20 protein-coding genes are annotated in these 19,261 nt (G+C 39.2%); 15 read left to right on the top strand and 5 right to left on the bottom strand.

The genetic code is table 11. From position 1 onward, the window contains the following. Positions 1-912 carry an ABC transporter ATP-binding protein gene (locus PGP85_RS15110; RefSeq protein ID WP_270328323.1) on the bottom strand — a complete coding sequence of 304 codons (912 nt, stop codon included), beginning with the start codon at positions 910-912 and terminating at the stop codon, positions 1-3. A gap of 246 nt (positions 913-1,158) precedes the next feature. On the opposite strand from PGP85_RS15110, the gene PGP85_RS15105 reads away from it, so the two are divergent. The 7 genes from PGP85_RS15105 (at position 1,159) to PGP85_RS15075 (ending at position 8,205) form a co-directional block, all read left to right on the top strand. Beyond that, positions 1,159-1,758 (top strand): PepSY domain-containing protein, encoded by a 600-nt coding sequence (locus PGP85_RS15105; RefSeq protein WP_270328322.1) that lies wholly within the window; start codon positions 1,159-1,161, stop codon positions 1,756-1,758. Between the two features lie 440 nt (positions 1,759-2,198). Beyond that, entirely contained in the window at positions 2,199-3,020 is an 822-nt protein-coding gene (locus PGP85_RS15100; RefSeq protein WP_010740196.1) for a PRD domain-containing protein, read from the top strand. 104 nt (positions 3,021-3,124) lie between these two features. Then, on the top strand, positions 3,125-3,889 hold the full coding sequence (locus PGP85_RS15095) for a carbohydrate deacetylase (protein WP_270328321.1): 765 nt from the start codon (positions 3,125-3,127) through the stop codon (positions 3,887-3,889). 18 nt (positions 3,890-3,907) lie between these two features. Next, positions 3,908-5,323: a PTS transporter subunit EIIC gene (locus PGP85_RS15090; protein ID WP_270328320.1), complete on the top strand. Its 1,416-nt coding sequence runs from the start codon at positions 3,908-3,910 to the stop codon at positions 5,321-5,323. A gap of 14 nt (positions 5,324-5,337) precedes the next feature. Next, positions 5,338-6,666 (top strand): family 4 glycosyl hydrolase, encoded by a 1,329-nt coding sequence (locus PGP85_RS15085; protein ID WP_270328319.1) that lies wholly within the window; start codon positions 5,338-5,340, stop codon positions 6,664-6,666. Positions 6,667-6,679: 13 nt separating this feature from the next. Then, positions 6,680-7,138, top strand: coding sequence for a PTS sugar transporter subunit IIA (locus tag PGP85_RS15080; RefSeq protein ID WP_270328318.1), 459 nt, complete (start codon positions 6,680-6,682; stop codon positions 7,136-7,138). A gap of 209 nt (positions 7,139-7,347) precedes the next feature. Next, positions 7,348-8,205, top strand: coding sequence for a GRP family sugar transporter (locus PGP85_RS15075; RefSeq protein WP_090404899.1), 858 nt, complete (start codon positions 7,348-7,350; stop codon positions 8,203-8,205). Between the two features lie 48 nt (positions 8,206-8,253). Here PGP85_RS15075 and PGP85_RS15070 read toward each other — a convergent pair whose 3' ends face one another. The 4 genes from PGP85_RS15070 to PGP85_RS15055 all read right to left on the bottom strand — a co-directional run bounded on the left by PGP85_RS15070 (position 8,254) and on the right by PGP85_RS15055 (position 11,048). After that, the gene (locus PGP85_RS15070) at positions 8,254-8,457 is read right to left on the bottom strand and encodes a helix-turn-helix transcriptional regulator (RefSeq protein ID WP_010740190.1); all 204 of its coding nucleotides are present in this window, start codon (positions 8,455-8,457) and stop codon (positions 8,254-8,256) included. Positions 8,458-8,460: 3 nt separating this feature from the next. Further along, positions 8,461-9,102, bottom strand: a complete 642-nt coding sequence (locus PGP85_RS15065; RefSeq protein ID WP_270328317.1) for a DUF3796 domain-containing protein — start codon at positions 9,100-9,102, stop codon at positions 8,461-8,463. A gap of 124 nt (positions 9,103-9,226) precedes the next feature. After that, positions 9,227-10,318, bottom strand: coding sequence for an ABC transporter permease (locus tag PGP85_RS15060; protein ID WP_270328316.1), 1,092 nt, complete (start codon positions 10,316-10,318; stop codon positions 9,227-9,229). Continuing rightward, positions 10,305-11,048 (bottom strand): ABC transporter ATP-binding protein, encoded by a 744-nt coding sequence (locus PGP85_RS15055; RefSeq protein ID WP_270328315.1) that lies wholly within the window; start codon positions 11,046-11,048, stop codon positions 10,305-10,307. Before PGP85_RS15055 ends, PGP85_RS15060 begins: the two co-directional genes overlap by 14 nt. A gap of 147 nt (positions 11,049-11,195) precedes the next feature. Between PGP85_RS15055 and PGP85_RS15050 the strand changes: the two genes are divergently transcribed. From PGP85_RS15050 to PGP85_RS15015, 8 genes are all read left to right on the top strand, one after another. Further along, the gene (locus tag PGP85_RS15050) at positions 11,196-11,753 is read left to right on the top strand and encodes a TetR/AcrR family transcriptional regulator (protein WP_270328314.1); all 558 of its coding nucleotides are present in this window, start codon (positions 11,196-11,198) and stop codon (positions 11,751-11,753) included. Positions 11,754-11,949: 196 nt separating this feature from the next. Continuing rightward, complete coding sequence (locus PGP85_RS15045; protein ID WP_270328313.1) at positions 11,950-14,271, top strand: ABC transporter permease; 2,322 nt, start codon at positions 11,950-11,952, stop codon at positions 14,269-14,271. Between the two features lie 15 nt (positions 14,272-14,286). After that, positions 14,287-15,042 carry an ABC transporter ATP-binding protein gene (locus tag PGP85_RS15040; protein ID WP_270328312.1) on the top strand — a complete coding sequence of 252 codons (756 nt, stop codon included), beginning with the start codon at positions 14,287-14,289 and terminating at the stop codon, positions 15,040-15,042. Between the two features lie 82 nt (positions 15,043-15,124). Beyond that, positions 15,125-15,805 (top strand): response regulator transcription factor, encoded by a 681-nt coding sequence (locus PGP85_RS15035; protein WP_270328311.1) that lies wholly within the window; start codon positions 15,125-15,127, stop codon positions 15,803-15,805. Continuing rightward, the gene (locus PGP85_RS15030; RefSeq protein WP_270328310.1) at positions 15,802-16,710 is read left to right on the top strand and encodes a sensor histidine kinase; all 909 of its coding nucleotides are present in this window, start codon (positions 15,802-15,804) and stop codon (positions 16,708-16,710) included. The genes PGP85_RS15035 and PGP85_RS15030 overlap by 4 nt, the downstream gene beginning before the upstream one ends. A 49-nt stretch (positions 16,711-16,759) precedes the next feature. Continuing rightward, the gene (locus PGP85_RS15025) at positions 16,760-17,062 is read left to right on the top strand and encodes a DUF6506 family protein (protein ID WP_090404872.1); all 303 of its coding nucleotides are present in this window, start codon (positions 16,760-16,762) and stop codon (positions 17,060-17,062) included. A gap of 131 nt (positions 17,063-17,193) precedes the next feature. Next, complete coding sequence (locus PGP85_RS15020) at positions 17,194-18,384, top strand: aminotransferase-like domain-containing protein (protein ID WP_270328309.1); 1,191 nt, start codon at positions 17,194-17,196, stop codon at positions 18,382-18,384. A 130-nt stretch (positions 18,385-18,514) separates the two neighbouring features. Beyond that, a complete protein-coding gene (locus PGP85_RS15015) occupies positions 18,515-19,261 on the top strand; it encodes an N-acetyltransferase (RefSeq protein ID WP_270328308.1) in 747 nt (248 codons plus the stop codon).

The following is a 19,261-nucleotide window of genomic DNA, read 5'->3' as shown; positions in this document are numbered from 1 at the left end:
TCAATCCCAGCCCTCCGTCAATTCTACAAAAAGATCCTCTAAACTTTTTTGCTTAATACTCAATCTCTGAATCACTAAACCACTGGCAGCCAGTTGCTTCAAAAAAGTATCAAAGGAAATGTCTTTGAGTTGAATATGGAAATCTGATTCATGTTGATCTATGAGATAAATTTGTGAAGAGGCCTGCAGCCAATTGAATGCTTTTTGAGAATCTTCCAAAGAAAGAATGATCAAATCATTCTTTCTTTGGACTAGCTCTTTGGTTTTCCCGTGTAAAATAGCTTTCCCTTTGTTCAAGATCATCACATCCGTACATAATTCCTCCATATCGGAAAGCTGATGAGAAGAGATAATAAACGTCACCTGTTTTTCCAGTGCTAATGATCGGATCAATTGATAAAGTTTCCGCATTCCTTGTGGATCAAGTCCATTAGCAGGCTCATCAAGAATGACGATTTTGGGCTCATGAATCAATGCTCTTGCTAAAGCCAAGCGTTGTTTCATCCCAAGTGAATAATGTCGAACCTTTTTTGTTGTTTCTGCGGAAAGTCCAACCAGCTCAAGTAATTGTGTGATTTTCTGGGTGCTGATGTTTTCATGCAACTTGGCGATGTAACTCAAATTTTCTAGCGCAGTGAACTCATTATAAAAAGCTGGGGTGTCTAACGAGGCGCCGACCATTTGAAGGGCCTGTTTTGGATGCGCCTCTAAAGAAAGATTATTAATCAAAATTTCGCCGGCAGTTTTATTGATCAGATGAGTCAACATTTTTAAAGTCGTTGTTTTGCCGGCGCCGTTTGGTCCAAGCAATCCCATAATGCTGCCCTTTTCTATGTCAAAACTGAGTGCGTCAACGACGGATTTTTCTTTATATTTTTTGGTAAGATTGTTTACACTGATTGCTGGATGCATAGCTTCCTCCATTGATTTTTCATCAGTTTAAACACGAAATTGGAAAACTACAATCGACGTATCGTCGAATTGGGTTGAATGATTGGTTGTGAGATTACACATAAATTAAATAATTAAAACCTGATCTTTTATATTGCATAAATTATTTGGGATGATAAAGTAGTTATAATAGGTCGCCAGATGTATTTAGTTTTAAAAGAAAGATTATAAAATAAGAGACATAAATGAGAGAAGGGGAGAATAATCGTGAAGAAAATAGTTATTTTAGGTTTATCTGTTGCATTATTGGGAGGTTTAGCTGGCTGTGGGACAGATTCAGATGATTCGGCAAGTTCAAGCTCCAGCACACAAAAAACGAGTCAAACGAGCAATAGCCAAACAAGCAGCGAAGCGAATACGAATTTTAAAGTTAGTGTAGATGATGCGATCAAGGCATATCAGGAGGCATATCCGGATAGCGATATTACATCCGTTGATTTAGAAACATCTTTCGGCAAGTATTTGTATAAAATCGAAGGTGTCGACGACGACAAGGAATACGAAGTACGAGTAGATGCAGATACAAAAGAGGTTTCCAAGGAACGTGAAGAGAACCTAGATACAGAAGATAAAGATGGCGTGAAAAGAAAAGAAGATAAACTGGATTTAGACAATCTTTTGAGTGTTGAAAAAGTTTCTGATATCGCTGTAAAACATGTCGGCAAAGGAAAGGCTACTGATTGGAGCTTGGACAAAGACATGGGGAAAACATACTGGGAAGTCAAAGTAATGGATGGCCACAAAGAAACCGAAGTTAAAATCGATGCGAAATCAGGTGACGTATTAGAATCTGAAACAGATGACTAATCAAAAACTGTTTAACTAGACAATTTTTATCTGAATTTTATGAAGCTCATAGTCAGTATAGAACTATGAGCTTCGTTATTTTGGTGGTGTTTTATGATAAGCGGGATTCTTTTTTTAGTATTGAATAGTATAAAAATTTAGATTTACATTGGTTATCTGTTATAAAAAGAATTCAATATTAATTCTTCGATCTAGTGATTTCAAAAATGAGCAGCTTTTTCGAAGCTTAGGAATTGTTATTGGGAAAATAAAGACATAAAAAAAGAGACTTCGAAAAATCGTTGACAGCGCTTTTTTTATTTGCTATATTGAGCGTGTAAACAGATGGGGTGTAACTATTAAATTAGGCACGACCTAGGAAAGACACTTTCCTTGGGTCGTTTTTTTGTTGCTTAAATTAAAAATTCGGGAGCATTTATAGAGAGAGGATCGGTGCAACTATGAAGGTTGTTAAAAAGATCAATCATAATGTGGTATTAATTGATGATGAAGGAATAGAAAAAATTGCGATGGGCAAAGGAATCGGTTTTTCTGCTGTCGTCAATCAGATGTTTGACCCGACTCTTGCAGATAAATTTTTCACCTTGGATTCCAAGGAAAAAACTAAAATGTTTAGTGAAATGGCAGCTCAAATTCCAATCGAATTTCTTGAGTTTTCGGAAGAGATCATTCAATTTATTTCGAAAAGAATTGCTTCACCTTTAGATTCGAATATTTATATTGCGCTGACGGACCATATCTACTTCGCGATTCAACGAAAAAAGGAAGACAGCCAAGTCACAGCGATTATGTTACCAGAAATGAAGCTATTATATCCTGATGAATATACCACAGCCAATGAAGTCGTCTCCTTGATCAATCAACGCTACGATACAGAATTAGGCGCCAATGAGGTCGGCTTCATCACGATGCATATTATCAATGCGGAGTTGGGTGAGCGGAACAGTTTGAACAGTTTGAAGATCCTGGAAATGACTAAAGTAATTTTACAGGACTTGGAAAAAAATTATGGTTATCGGTTCGATAAGGACTCACTAACCTATCATCGGATGATGATCCATATCAAGTTTTTAGTGAAACGTTTGATTTATCAAGAAGAGTCTCCAACCGAGAATATCGGTTTTTTCACTAGCACGTTTAAGGATAGCAAACCCTATCAAACAGCAATCGCCATCAAAAAAATGATTGAAGAAACGTTTGATCTGGCTGTTCAAGAAAATGAGGTTATTTATTTGGCTATTCACTTGGCAAGAATTCAATAAGTAGGGCGTAACTATTAGGTAGGCGCAACCTTTTGAACCACAGAAATTAATCTGTGCTCATTAGGTTGCGTCTATTTTTAGTATAAAAAGAAAGGAAGAAAAAAATGGGAAAAGTAATTTTCAATTCAGATGATTTTGGTTACAGTCACGGTGTGAATTATGGGATTGTGGATGCCTACCAACGAGGAATCTTAACCTCAACAACGTTAATGGCGAATATGCCGGGATTTGATCACGCGGTGAAACTAAAAAGAGAGCTGCCAAATCTAGGTGTTGGCGTTCATTTGACGTTAACGTGCGGCAAGCCGCTGCTGAAAAATGTAGCTAGTCTGATGGATGGTGACAACTTTAAGCACTTATCATTTTATACGCAACCTTTTGAGGTTGATGGAGATCAGCTTTATCAAGAATGGAATACGCAGATTCAGAAGGTGTATCGAGCGGGAATTATTCCAACGCACTTAGACAGTCATCATCATACACATACATTTGGAATGAATCAGGAAGTGGTCATTGCATTGGCCAAAAAATATGATTTGCCGGTTCGTGGAAATTTTGAGAAAAAAGCAGAAGTTCGACATGTAGATTATTTTGAACCGTACTTCGATGATGTTGGGGAAACTGTTATCGAGAAGCGGCAAATCAATTGTTCCATTGATCAATATTTAGAGCGTTTATTGCAGCTTTTACGGGAAGAAAAATCGATTGAAATTATGTGTCATACGGCGTACCTTGATCAGGCCTTACTGCAAGGGTCGAGTTTTGTTTATCCGAGAATCAATCAGGTTGAATTTTTGATTCATTCGGAATTTGCGCAGCAAGTTAAAGAAGATCGGTTGATTGAGTTGGTTACGTACAAAGATATATAGCCTAAGGAGGAGCAAAAAATGTCAAATTTCAAAGCAAATATTCAAAAGTTAGGTAGAGCCATGCTACTTCCAGTAGCCGCGATGCCGTTGGCAGGGTTGATCATGCGTCTCTCAGCCGATGATATGTTAAACATTCCAGTAATTGGCGCCGCTGGAAATGCGGTCTTTGGTAATCTGGATATCCTGTTCGCGATTGGGGTAACGATTGGTTTTGCTAAAACGAAAGATAAGGGAATCCCAGCACTTACAGGATTTCTGGCGATCGCCACGTTGAAAAAAGGGTTGGAGATTATGAATCCGGCTGTCAATATGGGAATCTTCGGCGGAATCATTTCAGGGCTGATTGCGGCTTGGACCTACAATCGCTTCAAAGAACAGAAATTGCCGATGGTTTTTTCTTACTTTGCCGGTGAGAAATTTCCATTGACGATGGTCATGATTTTACAAACGATTACGTCAGTGGTGTTTGGTTTCTTATGGCCGTTTGCTCAAGCGGGGATTGATAGTTTTGCCAGATTGTTGGTCAATATGGGTGCTTTGGGCGTTGGGATTTTCATGTTCCTTAATCGTCTGCTGATTCCATTTGGTCTTCACCATGTGTTGAATACGTATGTTTACTACGACTTGGGCAGCTATACCGCACCGAGTGGAGAAGTATTCCGGGGTGAAATGACTCGTTTTATCAACGGTGATCCTCAAGCAGGACTATTCTTATCTGGGTTCTTCGTGGTCATGATGTTCGGCGTACCAGCAATCTGTCTAGCAATTTATCGAGCTGCTTTCAAAGAAAATAAAGCTATGGTCAAAGGGATCATGGGCAGTGGGGCGGCAACATCATTCATTTCAAATATTACCGAACCTGTGGAATTTAGTTTTATGTTCCTTTCACCGATGCTATACGTGATACATGCCGCATTTGCTGGGTTAGCCGGAATTGTCTGCTATTTGCTAAACATTCGGATTGGGTTTACTTTCGGTGCCTGTATCGTCGATTATTTGATCAATTTTAGAATAGCGACGAATGCCATTTTGATCATCCCAATCGGCCTTGTCTTCTTCGCACTATACTACTTTACTTTTTACTACTTGATTAAGAAACGCAATATTCAAACTTTAGGAAGAGAAGTGGCGACAGAATTCGGAACTGAGGCGGTTGAGGAAGAGCAAGAGTTAGATTTAGCTAGCAAAAACTATGAATACATGGCGAAAAAAATGCTGCAGGCTTTTGGTGGCAAAGAAAATGTTACCGATGCATTCAGCTGCAATACACGTCTGAGGGTTGAAGTTGAAAATCCAGCAGTCGTTGATGAACAACGAATCAAACAATTGGGAGTCAGCGGTGTAATCAAACCGACTGAAAAAAATTACCAAGTCATTATCGGGTTAGAAGTGACCTACGTAATGGCAGAATTTAATAAATTATTGGAGCAATAGGAAGGACGCAGACTATGATGAAAAAACAAATTATTACAATTGCTGGTGGAGGAAGTACTTACACACCTGGAATTATTCAAGCGGTTCTAAACAATGCGGATCGTTTACCACTTTCGGAGATTCGTTTGTATGATATTGATGCTCAAAGAAATGCCGATATGTATTTGATTATTCAATATATGCTGGAAAAAGAAGGCTTTAAAGATGTCGTAATCTCTTCAACTGGAGATCCGGAGACAGCTTTTGCAGGATGCGACTTCATCTTCTCACAAATCCGAGTTGGCGGAATGAAGATGCGTGAAAAGGATGAGAAAATTCCATTGAGCCACGGCTTAGTCGGGCAAGAAACTTGCGGTCTGGGTGGCTTCGCATATGGGATGAGGTCAATGAGCGGGTTGCTGGAGATCGTTGGATATGTTCAAAAATATGCACCAGATGCTTGGATTCTCAACTATACGAATCCTGAATCAATCGTTTCGGAGGCCGTGCGCAGACAATATCCTAAGGCGAAAATGATCAATGCCTGTGATATGACGATTTCAATTGAAGAGACGATTGCGATCAATTATGGTTATGATCGGAAAAATTGGATTCCGACGTATTATGGTCTGAATCATTTCGGCTGGTACACGTCAATCTATGATAAAGAATTGAAACGAGATGTGATGCCTGAAATTATTGAAAAGCTGACGACTCAAGAAATGCAAGTCGCTGATTTTAATGCCGGAGATAAAACTTGGCAGGAAGCATTCAGTATGATGTCTGTAATCACGAAAAACTTCCCGCAAAATATTCCGAACAATTATTTGGAGTATTATTTGTACTCGGATATGGTGGTGGAACATTCCGATAAAAACTATACGCGTGCCAACATGGTGATGGAAGGCAGAGAAAAAAATACGAGAGAAATGGCAGAGAAGATTCGTGGTGGAGCGACAAAAGATATTTTAAACTTCAATTTTGGCGAACATGGTCAATACATCGTCGATATGGCCACGTCTTTACTAAATGATGAACGCCGCCGCTTTATGCTGATCGTGCCAAATCAAGGCGCTATTCCTAATTTACGATCAGACGCGGTCGTCGAAGTACCAGCCTATGTGGGAGCAACGGGGGTTGAACCTATTTCTTTGAGAGAGCCGATCAGTGATTTCCACAAAGGATTGATGGAGGCTCAAGTGGCGGCTGAAAAATTACTAGTCGATGCCTATTTTGAAGGCTCTTATCAAAAAGCTTTGCAGGCATTTACACTGAATCAAACCGTGCCAAATGCGCGCGTTGCGAAAAAGGTTTTAGATGAAATGATCGAGGCGAACAAAGATTACTGGCCAGAATTAGTTTAGAGGTGATGAGAAGATGCTCTTTTTTAAAACAAAGAAAGTTTTGAAATCTGTTGCGAATGGTCACGTTCTACCTTTAGAAGCAGTGAAAGACGAGGTTTTCTCCTCAAAAATGATGGGCGAGGGCTATGCGATCGGTCAACATGATGGCAAGGTCTATGCTCCAATTGAGGGAATTGTTGAGAGCATTTTTCCTACACTGCATGCTATTACAATTGAAACTAAAACTGGAGAAAAAATATTAGTTCATATGGGATTAGACACGGTGGAGCTTAAGGGGGACCCTTTTTCAATACAGGTAGTACAAGGTCAAAAAGTAAAGGCAGGGACTTTGCTTGCCGTCATGGATCTTTCGCAATTAACCAGCTCAAAAAAAGAAGATACGATTATCGTAGTTTTTCCTGAGAAAATTAAAGGCCAACTGTTAATGAAAAACCAAAAGGTCACCGTCCAAGATGAACTATTTAAATTTTAGCTTAAGAGAAAGAGGCCGTGATAGAAGTGGGCAGCTTCAAGAAATAAGAAGGAATTTCCGGAAATTGCTTCTCAAATTTTTGTGAAATTTCGGCTTATTTCCAAAGAAGCTACTTCTGGAACGCCGTTTATACGGAAAAAGTAGGTGTGACAAGACTTTTGTCACACCTACTTTCTTGAACAAATTATTAGAATATTTAGGAGAAAAGAATGACCTTTTTATATTTATTACCTGCAATAGGCTGGGGATTTATGCCGATTATTGCAAAATTAACAAATGCAAAACCGATCAATCAACTTTTAGGGACTACGACGATTGCCTTGCTGATGGGAATGTTCTTTACATTTATTGTTCAGCCTTCTTATAATTGGCATGGTTTTGCTGCCGCCTTTCTTTCAGGCTGTTTTTGGTCGTTTGGACAATACTTGCAGTTCCACTCTTTTCAATTTTTGCCAGTATCTGAGGCTATGCCGATTTCTAATGGAACCCAATTAATTGGAACGACTTTTATTGCCGCATTATTTTTTGGCGAATGGTCGAGTTGGTCGATTGCTATCACAGGAATAATGGGAATTTTTTTGATTGTTGTAGGGATCATTTTGACAGCTTATTTAGAAAAGGAAGGGATGCAGCAACAATCATCTGCTATAAAAAGCAGAGCAGTTTTCTGTCTACTGATATCCTCAATTGCCTTAACCTTTTACGTCACCTTACCACAAGCGTTTAAAACCAGCGGGGCAGAGGTGTTGTTTCCGCAAGCAATCGGAATGTGGCTATCTTCGATCTTGTTTTCGATTACGAAAAGAAATGCGATCGATGGAAATCAAATTCGTAAAAACTTTGGAACGGGCATTGCGTGGAGTATTGCTAATATAAGTCTATTCTTCACGATGCCAATCATCGGTGTAGCCAAAAGCTTTACTTTTTCACAATTAGCAGTCTTAATCTCAATTTACGCCGGATTGTTCATTTTAAAAGTTCGAAAAACAAGAAAAGAACTAAAAGTGATCAGCTTAGGTGCCGCACTAATTACATTGGGAATCTTTTTGATTGGTTCAGTTAAATAGTAAAAACAGTGTCCAGCAAAAGAAATGAATCTTTTACTGGACACTGTTTTATTCGAAAATAAACAACTCGGTGACTGGTGTATCGACAACTTTTGAAATATCCAGTGCTAGTTTTAGTGACGGGTTGTATTGCGCCTTTTCTAAGCGCATGATCGTTTCCCGCCGTACGCCGACTAACTCGGCTAGTTGTTCTTGGGTCAAGCCCTTCAGCGTACGATATTTTTTTAAGTGACATTCGAATTTTACATTCATTTGTTAGGCCTCTGTTTCAAATCGATATAAAAAATATTTACTGAGAAATAATACGACTCCATAGATCAGCGACATTGAGCTTAACATAAAGATAGCACACCATTCAAGATTCCAAGACAACATCCCGCGGGCAATCAGCCAAATAGATAGAAATAATAATAGAAAGCCGATTTTATAAGCCTTCAGTTCCGCTCTCTTTTCATTTTCTTCATACAATTCATCTTTTAATGTATCGGATAACTTGCCTTCAAAAAAGAAACCAAAAAAGCCGAAGAAGACAAAAGCAAAGAAGGGATAAATGATACCGAATTCACTGTACGTCCAAAAACCAAGAAAACCTAGAAATCCAGCAAATCCTAAAAGTCCTAACATTGGGTGAATCTTTCTGGTACGATTCTTTTCCAGTGTTTTATTTTTCAAAATGACCTTGAAAAACGTGACTACTAAATACAGCACATAGATAAATACAAGAATCATGGCAATCCACATCGGTAAATCCTTCACACTGAATACATACTCGGAAACCACAGTTGGTTTTACCAAGCGACTATCGTTGTATAAGACCGAATGAACGGTGGCCAGCACTAGCACAATGACACAAATAATCCCCGAAACAACCAAATTTTTAATTTTTCCCTTTTTCATTTTAACTCCTCCAATGATACATATTTGTCTCTTAACGAGATAAATATATCACATTAAAAAATAAAAGCAATAGAAAAAGAGATAAATAAGTCACTTTTTTGATTGGACGAGTTATTGACCGGTATTACACCTTCCGATATTTTTTCAGACCGGTAATATTTAGCAAGGTGAACCCGGCGATGAATAATACTAAGATTGCCAAATTTGGCCAGATGTTTTCCCAGCCTTGTCCTTTGATCATGACAGCTGTTAAAGCATTTCCGGCATAGCTCAGAGGGAAGATATAAGACAGGTATCGTACCCAGTCAGCCATCGTATCCAGCGGAATCAGTCCAGAAAAGAAAACTTGCGGAATAACGATTAACGGAATAAATTGAACCATTTGAAACTCTGAACTGGCGAAGGTGGAAACGAAGATTCCCATAGAAAGTGCGGTCAAGGCAATAAGGATATTTGTCGCGAGTACCCAAATCAGACTTCCCTCGATTTGGAGATTCAGCACATAAATCGAGAAGAAGACGATCACAAAGGTTTGAATAATCGCAAAAAGCCCATATCCTACTAGATAGCCAAAGACGATCTCGCTGCGTTTTACTGGTGTCGCCAATAAACGTTCTAAAGTCCCGCTAGTCCGTTCCCTTAATAAAGCAATTCCTGAAATCAAGAAAACAAAGAAGAAGACGAAAAAGCCAATTAGTATTGGAAATATTTTGTCAAAGAAAGTACTGTCTGCACTGCCATATACATAGGAGTCTTCAATTTTAAAGTTCTGGATGTTGATTGGTGTATGTGTTTTAACAGCTAGTTCTTGCAAATCTTTACTAATTTCCTTCATTTTACTAGCCGTTAAAATAGTTTGGATCATCCCTTTGATTTGCGCGGTATTACTGGGGTCCTCATTTTCGTAAGCTACTTTAATGGTAGCCCCATCGATTGTGATAAAGGCATCTAGATTGTTTTTTTTCATCGTCTCATGAATGGTCGCATCATCGGAATATTTTTTTGTTTTAACTTTATCAGAAGGAAAACTGTTCACTAAAGAGGTGGGAACAGTGTCATCTACCCCAATTTTTACATGGGTTTCTGAGTTCGAATCGAAGACGACATTCATTAATGATAAAACGATTATCGGTGCGATCAGCATTAAGGCTAAGGTTCTTTTATCGCGAATCAGTTCTTTCAAGACTCTGGTCAAAATTGCATTAAAACGCTTCATTTGTGTCACCCTCCGCTTTTAAGAAAACTTCCTCGATTGAGTCTGCTTCAAATTTCTGTTTAAGATCCGCCGGGCTGCCAAATGCGAAAAGTTTTCCATCAATGATCAAGCCGACATAGTCGCATTTTTCCGCTTCATCCATTACGTGGGTAGTGACAACGATGGCTTTATCTTGGTTGGCTAAAGAACGCAGCTGCGTCCAGATGGCGACTCGCAAGCTGGGATCAATGCCTGCTGTCGGTTCATCTAAAACAATTAGATCGGGATTGGATAATAGCGTGGTAGCTAAGGAAAGTCTGCGTTTCATACCGCCAGAAAAAGTAGCTACTCGTTGGTTTAAAAATTCAGATAAATTAACTAGATCCATATTTTTAGTGATTGCCTGATTCAATTCATTTTTAGACATCCCCATCAATTGCCCAAAGAATAATAAATTTTCCTTTGCAGTTAAGTCATCATATAGAGCATCGCTTTGTCCCATGTAGCCAATTCTGCTTAGGATTTTCCGATTAGGCATTTTTGTTTGGAAAATACTAGTATCTCCTTGATCCAGCTTTTCCATGCCCAGCAAGCATTTTATGGTAGTGGATTTTCCAGCACCGCTCGGTCCGATTAGTCCAAGAATTTTTCCGGCTTCGATTTGAAGAGTGACATCCTTCAAAACCTCGCGCTTCTCGAAAGCTTTATAGGCGTGAGAAATTTCTGCTACGGTATTTATTTCTGTCTTCAAAATAATTCCCTCCTACTATTTATTAGACATCGTGTCTATCATTTTGTACTATATGGATTATAAAACGACGACTCTGTGATGCAAGTAAAGAAGACTTGTAATGGACAGAATGAAAAATAATGCTCACTATTTTTGGAGGGACCGGCAATGAAAGAGAATGATCTGCGTTATTATCGAACACGAAAAAGTATTCTGTCAGCGATGACACGTCTGCTTCAAACTAAAAAATTTGAACAGATTACTGTGACGACTATTTGTGAAGAGGCGGAGATCAGCCGAAGCGGCTTTTATCTGCATTATGTAGATAAATATGACTTGATTGAAGTGAATCTGAAAGAGTTTCGCGATCAGGCCAATCAATTTGTTCAGGCGAATAATGAGAATAGTAAAAAGAAGCTATTTTTTAATATGCTGACGTATTTGCAAAATGACTGCAAGCTCATCGCCGCTTTGATTTCAGAGAATGGCTCGATAGAAGTTCAAAACTACATTAAGCGGATGATGCGAGAAAATGCGCGTACGAATATTTTCCCTCAAATGGATTTGGAGCTGGAAAATGATATCGAAGAACATTATGCGTTAATATTTTTGAGCAACGCACTGTTCGGCGTACTGCAAGACTGGATCAATCGTGGGCAAAAAGAGTCGATAGAAGAACTAGTGCAGATCATGGATCGGTTAATTACATTTGATTTTAGAAAATAGAAATACTTCAAGGAGATGGTTCATGATTCTCTTTGAAGTCTTTTTTTATGAATTGATAGTTAGGTTTTTAAAGAAATAAGGTCCGTTTTTCATCTTACTCACTATTTTAATGCTAGGTTAATATTTCGTGTACGTTCCAGAAAGACTCCTTCTCTATAGTAGAGAGAGAACTTATTAATGAGGGTAGGAGTGACAAATGATGTATCGAAAAATTATAAGAAATGATGTGCGGGACAGCAAGCTGATTACGGCAACGACAACAATCTTCATCACGGTGGCTGCGATGCTGGTAGCACTGGCAATGATTTTGAGTGTGAATTTAGCCGGATCAATTGATACCTTGATGGAAAAAACGCAATCTCCACACTACATGCAAATGCACACGGGAGAGCTGAATGAGCCCAGGTTAGCTAAATTTGTGAAGGATAATGGAAATGTGGCGGCTTATGAAGCCTCTGAGTTTCTAAATCTGAGTGGTTCAGATATTGAAATCGGTGAGCATAGTTTTGCGGACAGTGTAGAGGATAACGGGCTTGCTGTTCAGAATAAAAACCTTGATTACTTTGTAGATATGGACAATCAACCGATTCAGCCGCAACCAGGCGAGCTTTATGTGCCGGTCGCATTCAAAAAGCAAGGGTTCGCCAAGATTGGCGATAAAGCGAAAATTGCTGGGAAGACATTTACTGTGACGGGCTTTCTGCGAGATGGCACAATGAACTCGCAAATGGCCGGTTCAAAGCGGCTTTTACTGCACCAAAAAGATTATGATGAACTTTTTTCAAAAGGCCGCTTGGAATATATTATTGAATTCCGATTAAAAGATCCTAGTAAACTCAATCAATTTGAGTCTGCTTATAAAAAAGCAGGATTGGAGGTCAACGGGCCAAGTGGTTCGCATCGGTTATTCAAATTAGGAAATGCGATGTCTGATGGCATCATGATCGGAATCCTGCTACTGATCAGCTTGCTGGTTGTGTTGATGACTTTTATGTGTATCCGTTTTACGCTGCTAGCGAAAATTGAAGAGGATTACCGGGAAATCGGTGTGATGAAGGCGATTGGGTTACAGATAAGAGATATTAAGAAGATTTATTTAGCAAAATATGCAGCAATTTCGATTGTTGGTAGCTTACTAGGTTATTTGATCTCTTTACCGATGAGTTATTTACTATTGAAAAACATCAAGCTTTTCATGGGTGAAAGTAATAATGAAGGATTGAGTTGGGTACTGGCAATCATCGGAGTCGTGGCAGTCATGCTGTTGATAATCGTTTATGTCTACAGTTTGCTCAATCGCTTCAAAAAGGTTTCGGCAGTTGAAGCCATTCGTTTTAGCGGTTCAAATGAAAAGGTCAATACGAAGACCCGCTTCAATCTGCGCAAATTAACTTTTTTCTCAGTTGATACACGCTTGGGGATTATCGATATTTTTAATCGTAAAAAGATTTATTTGACAATGCTGCTGGTTTTCATCATATCAACCTTTATTATGATTGTTCCAGCGCTCGTCTATCATACGACTTCCTCAGATGCTTTTGTCGAGAATATGGGGTTCAGCCGCAAGGTGGACATCGGAACCAGCTTATACCAATCGACTAATAACGCGAAGTTTGAGCAGAAAATTGAAACCTATTTAGAACAAGATCCAGATGTTGCAGACTTTAGTAAGATTGTTACCAAGAATTTTGATGTTAAGGATGCCGGGACGACTGATAATGTTTTGTCAGTCGAATTAGGCAATCATCAAAAATTTCCGGTGGACTATTTGAAAGGCAACGCCCCCAAAAAAGCGAATGAGCTTGCTTTATCAACAATAAATGCGGAGGAATATCGTAAAAAGGTTGGGGATTCAATGATTTTGATCCGCGACGGTCAAGAAGAAACCTTCACTGTCTGCGGTATTTATGCCAATCTTTTTAATGGTGGGAAAACGGCCAAGGCGACATTCAAAGACGAAAAAGCAACGAATATTTGGACCGATATTTATATTAGATTGAAAGATTCAGCCAAAGTAACGCAAAAAATGACGCAATATAAAAAGGATTTGCCTTTCGCAAAAATGAATAATGCGCGGGAATATCGTGATCAAACGTTTGGATCAACAATCCAATCTCTGCGGTTGATTTCAGTTGGTGCTCTAGTCGTCGCGTTAGTGATTACAGCATTAATCACTTCCTTATTCATGAAATTACTATTGGCAAAGGATAAAAAAGAGATCGCCGCATTAAAAGCTATCGGTTTTACCAATCAAAGAATTAATCAGCAATATTTATCGCGCAGTTTAACCGTCTTGGTTCTTGGATTAACGATCGGCACATTGTTATCCATGACAGTCGGAAAAGCAATGTCTGGTCTAGTTGCTTCCGCATTGGGCGGAGTTAATGTTCAGCTGACTGGAAGCTTATTGATCTATTTAGGCTGTCCACTCTTGATGCTGATCGTTACCGTTTTAGCGACTAAAGCAGTTACCGCACAAGCAGGAAAAATCGAAATCGCCGAAAATCTTAAAGACTAAAGGATGGGAAAGAGAATGAATACACTAATTAATGGAACAGATATTGTCAAAAGCTTTGGTGAAGGAACAGAAAAGGTATCAGTGTTAAATCAAGTCAGCATTCAAGTACAGAAAGGACAATTTGTCTCGATCATGGGTCCCTCTGGTTCAGGCAAATCGACGTTGCTTTATGCGATCAGCGGAATGGACAGAATCGATTCGGGAACGGTCGTGTTTAATCAACAGCCGCTGGTTCAAATGACAGAAAAACAATTGGCAGATATTCGCCGTGAACAAATGGGCTTTGTTTTCCAGCAACCAACCTTGTTAAAAAATCTTTCGCTGATCGACAATATCATTTTGCCGAGCTTGAGTGATAAAAAGATGACGGATAAATTAACCAAGCACGCTAAAAACTTGATGGAAAGTGTCGGAATTAAAGAATTGAAAGATCGCAAGATTACCCAAGTCTCTGGCGGACAGTTGCAACGGGCGGGGATTTGCAGGGCGTTGATGAGCCAACCGAGTATTATTTTTGGCGATGAACCTACAGGCGCTTTGAATTCCAAGGCCGCTCAAGAAATCATGGACATTTTATTGAAGATAAATGAAGAAGGGACAACGATTGTTATCGTTACCCATGATGCAAAGGTTGCGGCTCAAAGTGAACAAGTCTTCTTCATGGAAGATGGACAAATTGAAGAAAATCTTTTTTTAGGAAAGTATTCAGGTCAGAATTTAGAAACTCGAATCGAAAAGATCAATGAAAAAGTCTTAGCCGTTGAAACTTAGAAAAGGGGCACGTCTGCTGTTAGTCAACTATGGTAAAATTATTAGTAGGGAATGACGATTTTATAAAGGGGCAGGATGGCTGATGACGTACAATATTTTACATGTAGACGATGAAAAGGAAATCATCAAACTGTTGAAGATGTATTTAAGAAATGAGCAGATCAACCATTACGAAGCTGCCAACGGACGTGAAGCACTAGCGATCATGACGGAAAAAAAGATCGATCTGTTGATAGTCGATATCATGATGCCGGAAATCGATGGTTTTGAATTAATTCGGACAGTGAGAAAAAACAGCAATTTGCCTATCCTAGTAATTTCCGCACGAGTCGAAGCCTCAGATCGAATTTTTGGTTTGGAGATTGGAGCGGATGATTATTTGACGAAACCTTTTGATCCTCACGAAGCGATCGCACGAGTGAATGCTTTATTGCGAAGATATCATGCTTTAGGTGTTTCCAAGGAAGCTCAAATTGCACGATTGAACGTCGGAAATCTGGCACTAGATACGAACGCTTGTATCGCTTATGTTAAAGAACAAGCGATTGAATTAACGGCAGTTGAGTTTCGTGTTCTTAAATTAATGATGGAGCAGCCTGGACGAGTGTTTACTAAGGAACAGATTTATGAATACGGCTGGCAAGATTCTTTAATTGGTGACAACAATGTCCGTGTCATGATGAGCAAGCTGCGGGAAAAAATAGGGGCTGAACGAATCAAGACCATCAGAGGATTGGGGTATCGTTTGGAGGTCTCATCATGAAACAACTTAGAAACGCAATTTTAAGATCATTCATCCTGTATTTTCTAGGCCTTTCTATTGTTGGCGGCTTGATTGAGGAGTTTTTCAATCAATTGGAAGAATTAGTTTTAGGTATTAACTATCAGATACCGCTTCAGATTCTCAGTGGAGTCTTTCAAATTCTTGCAGTGGTGGGATTTTCTTTCTTATTTTATCGCAGTTTGAATAAAAAAATCGGCAAAGAAAGCCAACGTCTTGCCAAAGAGCAGAGTACGTTATTTGCCAATATCGCCCATGATTTGAAAACTCCGCTAACAAGTATTACAGGGTTTTCCAAGGCATTGAATGAAGAAGTCGTTGAGCCAACTGAAATCAAAGAGGTTTCAGGGATTATTTATCGAAAATCAGTATCGGCCAATGATCTATTGGACTTGATGTTTCAATATACCAAACTAAACTCAGCGGAATTTAGCCTCAATAAGCAAGCCTGTGCCGTTAACTATTTACTGAAGGAAGCTGTAGCAGATAATTATGATTTGATTGAGGATCAGGAACTGGAACTGCTTTTGGATTTACCAGATGAACCGCTTATTCGTACATTAGACAAAACCGAGTTTCGGCGCGTGTTCAATAATTTGCTGATTAATGCCTGCAAACACAATCCGATAAAAACTGAATTAGCGATTTCGATTGTAGAGGAAGACTCGACTGTGAAAATTATTTTTGCTGATAATGGTACGATGATTCCTCAGAAGGATCGCGAACAGCTTTTTGAACCTTTTGTTAGCGAGAACGAAACAGAACGAAATTTTCAAGGCAGCGGTTTAGGACTGGCGATCGTTAAGACGATCATCGATAAACATGATTTTACAATTGAATTGCTTGACGATGAAAAGTATACAAAGAAATTTGTGATTTCAATGTAAAAAAATATTAACCTGGCAATTACGGGCTAAAAATAAAAGGAGGCTTCATATGTTAAAAGCAGCATTCATTTTTGTAGCAGAAGGTGCGGATGGTAAAAAGGATCGTTCAGTAGTAACTACACCGGCGGTTGAGTTGACCACGGTAGGAGTGGTAGATTATGCCGAAGCAGTCGCAGTTTCACGAGAGTTAGTTGAGGACGGTGTGCAAGCAATCGAACTTTGCGGTGGTTTTGGTCATGTCGGTACGGCTAAAATCGTTGAAGCGGTTGGCGATAAGGCCGTTGTTGGCGTTGTACGGTTCGATAAGCATCCAGGGTTAGGAAATCAATCTGGAGACAGTATGTACTTATAAGTTTTCTTGAAGAAGTAAGAAAGGCAGAGGCGGTTTATGGAGCTTCTGTCTTTTTTGCAGTATTTTTCGCGAGACTATACAACTTTTGAAAATTACGATAAAATGAGAAAAAACTTAAAGGAAGATTAAATATGAGATATGCCGATCGAATGGAAAACTTAACTGCTTCAGAGATTCGTGAATTATTGAAAGTCACAAATCGCCCAGAAATTATTTCCTTTGCCGGCGGATTGCCAGCAGCCGAACTTTTTCCAATCGAAGAGATGGCCGCTGCCAGCATGGCTGTTTTGAAGAATCAAGGAGAACAAGCATTACAATATTCGACGACCGAAGGAGTGTTTCCCCTTAGAGAATGGATTGCCCAACGCGAAAATAATCAAATCGGAACGCAATTAACAGCCGAAAACATTTTGATTACTCACGGTTCTCAACAAGCCTTGGATTTAGTCGGAAAACTGCTTATCAATAAATCAGATGTCATTTTGTGTGAAAGCCCCACCTATTTATCCGCGTTAAATGTCTTCAAAACATTTGAAGGAAAAATTTTAGAAGTTCAAACGGATCAAGAAGGAATGATTGTCAGTGATTTGGAACGTCTTTTAGCAACCACAGCTGATGTGAAATTAATCTATGTGATTCCAACTTTTCAGAATCCATCAGGGAAAACTTGGTCGTTAGAACGAAAGCAGCAAGTTTTGGAAATAGCCAACCGTTATGATGTAGCGATCATTGAAGATGCTCCTTATGAGGAGCTGAGATATTCCGGCGAGTTTACTCCGCCAATGTTTAGCTTTCCCAAGGCCGAAAATGTGATCAGAACCGGCAGTTTTTCGAAGGTTTTATGCCCAGGTCTTCGAATTGGTTGGATTTCTGCCGATGCAGCAGTGATTGAAAAGCTGGTTTTGATTAAGCAAAGCACGGACCTTCAATCCAACACATTTGCTCAAATGCAGATCTTTCAATTTCTTCAAACCAACAGTATAGACGATCATATTGCCAAATTAGTCAAAACCTATCGATTCCGACGGGATGCGGCAATTTCAGCAATTGAAACATATTTTCCTAAAAATACACAATACACCTATCCCGAGGGCGGTTTATTTATTTGGTTAGAATTGCCAAAGGAGATTAACACGACAGAATTATTGGAGATGAGTTTGAAACGAAAGGTTGCTTTCGTCAGCGGGGAATCCTTTTACGCGGAGAATCCTAAACTCAATACACTGCGATTGAATTTTTCGTGTATGGATGAAGCACGAATTGAAGCCGGGATGAAAATTTTAGGTGGCTTGATTGCAGAGGAGTTAGCCATGCAGAAATAGTTTAGTGAACCATTTTTAGCAGAGGACTTTTTTAAGTCCTCTGTTTCTATTTGAGATAAATTAAAAAAATGAAAGAGTTTGCGGATGTTCGAATGCTATACTTGAAGTAATAGATAAAAGGAGGAGTTTGATGGTCGAATATGTGAATGTAACAGCCGAAAATGTGGCAACTGAACATCTATGCTGCGCGATTTCAGGCAAAAAGCATCAGATCGGTGTAGATACGAAAAGAGCATGGATCAGTGAGCGCTTGCCAGAAGGACATGTTTTTCGCAAGTTGGATGCAAATGGGAAAGTTTTTATTGAATATGCGCCATTGGAAAATGCTTGGGTGCCTGTTGTTGGTGAGAATTATTTGTATATTTATTGTATGTGGGTCTCTGGCAGTCATAAAGGTCAAGGTCACGGGAAAAAGTTACTGAATTATTGTATCGAGGATGCAAAGCGGCAAAATAAGTCCGGCGTTTGTGTTATCAGTTCAAAAAAGAAAACACCATTCTTGACCGATAAGAAATTCGTTGAAAAAAACGGCTTTGAGGTAGTTGATGAAATCGCAGGTGGTTTTGAACTTATGGCGTTATCTTTTGATGGAACAGTTCCTGCTTTTTCTGAGAACGCGCGGAAGCAGACAATTGATAATCAAGAGTTGACGATTTTCTATGGACAGCAGTGTCCGTTTATTCCTAATGGATTAAAAGAGGTACAGGAATATTGTGAGGAAGAAAACATTCCGTTGACGTTGGTTCCGGTGGATAGTCTGGAAAAGGCCAAGAATCTTCCAGGAATCTTTAATAATTGGGCCGTTTATCATCAAGGGAAATTTCTGACGGTGCATATGCTTAATAAAAATGTTTTGAAAAAATTATTGGCGGGTTAG

Source organism: Enterococcus malodoratus (genome assembly GCF_027659535.1).
GTDB lineage: Bacteria > Bacillota > Bacilli > Lactobacillales > Enterococcaceae > Enterococcus_A > Enterococcus_A malodoratus.
The sequence above is the reverse complement of the archived record's forward strand: the minus strand, read 5'-3'. Positions and strand labels throughout refer to the sequence as shown.

Coding starts and splice junctions, on each gene's coding strand:
- PGP85_RS15110 (WP_270328323.1), bottom strand. CDS start 912: ATGCATCCAGCAATCAGTGTAAACAATCTTACCAAAAAATATAAAGAA.
- PGP85_RS15100 (WP_010740196.1), top strand. CDS start 2,199: ATGAAGGTTGTTAAAAAGATCAATCATAATGTGGTATTAATTGATGAT.
- PGP85_RS15095 (WP_270328321.1), top strand. CDS start 3,125: ATGGGAAAAGTAATTTTCAATTCAGATGATTTTGGTTACAGTCACGGT.
- PGP85_RS15090 (WP_270328320.1), top strand. CDS start 3,908: ATGTCAAATTTCAAAGCAAATATTCAAAAGTTAGGTAGAGCCATGCTA.
- PGP85_RS15085 (WP_270328319.1), top strand. CDS start 5,338: ATGATGAAAAAACAAATTATTACAATTGCTGGTGGAGGAAGTACTTAC.
- PGP85_RS15080 (WP_270328318.1), top strand. CDS start 6,680: ATGCTCTTTTTTAAAACAAAGAAAGTTTTGAAATCTGTTGCGAATGGT.
- PGP85_RS15075 (WP_090404899.1), top strand. CDS start 7,348: ATGACCTTTTTATATTTATTACCTGCAATAGGCTGGGGATTTATGCCG.
- PGP85_RS15070 (WP_010740190.1), bottom strand. CDS start 8,457: ATGAATGTAAAATTCGAATGTCACTTAAAAAAATATCGTACGCTGAAG.
- PGP85_RS15065 (WP_270328317.1), bottom strand. CDS start 9,102: ATGAAAAAGGGAAAAATTAAAAATTTGGTTGTTTCGGGGATTATTTGT.
- PGP85_RS15060 (WP_270328316.1), bottom strand. CDS start 10,318: ATGAAGCGTTTTAATGCAATTTTGACCAGAGTCTTGAAAGAACTGATT.
- PGP85_RS15050 (WP_270328314.1), top strand. CDS start 11,196: ATGAAAGAGAATGATCTGCGTTATTATCGAACACGAAAAAGTATTCTG.
- PGP85_RS15045 (WP_270328313.1), top strand. CDS start 11,950: ATGATGTATCGAAAAATTATAAGAAATGATGTGCGGGACAGCAAGCTG.
- PGP85_RS15040 (WP_270328312.1), top strand. CDS start 14,287: ATGAATACACTAATTAATGGAACAGATATTGTCAAAAGCTTTGGTGAA.
- PGP85_RS15035 (WP_270328311.1), top strand. CDS start 15,125: ATGACGTACAATATTTTACATGTAGACGATGAAAAGGAAATCATCAAA.
- PGP85_RS15030 (WP_270328310.1), top strand. CDS start 15,802: ATGAAACAACTTAGAAACGCAATTTTAAGATCATTCATCCTGTATTTT.
- PGP85_RS15025 (WP_090404872.1), top strand. CDS start 16,760: ATGTTAAAAGCAGCATTCATTTTTGTAGCAGAAGGTGCGGATGGTAAA.
- PGP85_RS15020 (WP_270328309.1), top strand. CDS start 17,194: ATGAGATATGCCGATCGAATGGAAAACTTAACTGCTTCAGAGATTCGT.
- PGP85_RS15015 (WP_270328308.1), top strand. CDS start 18,515: ATGGTCGAATATGTGAATGTAACAGCCGAAAATGTGGCAACTGAACAT.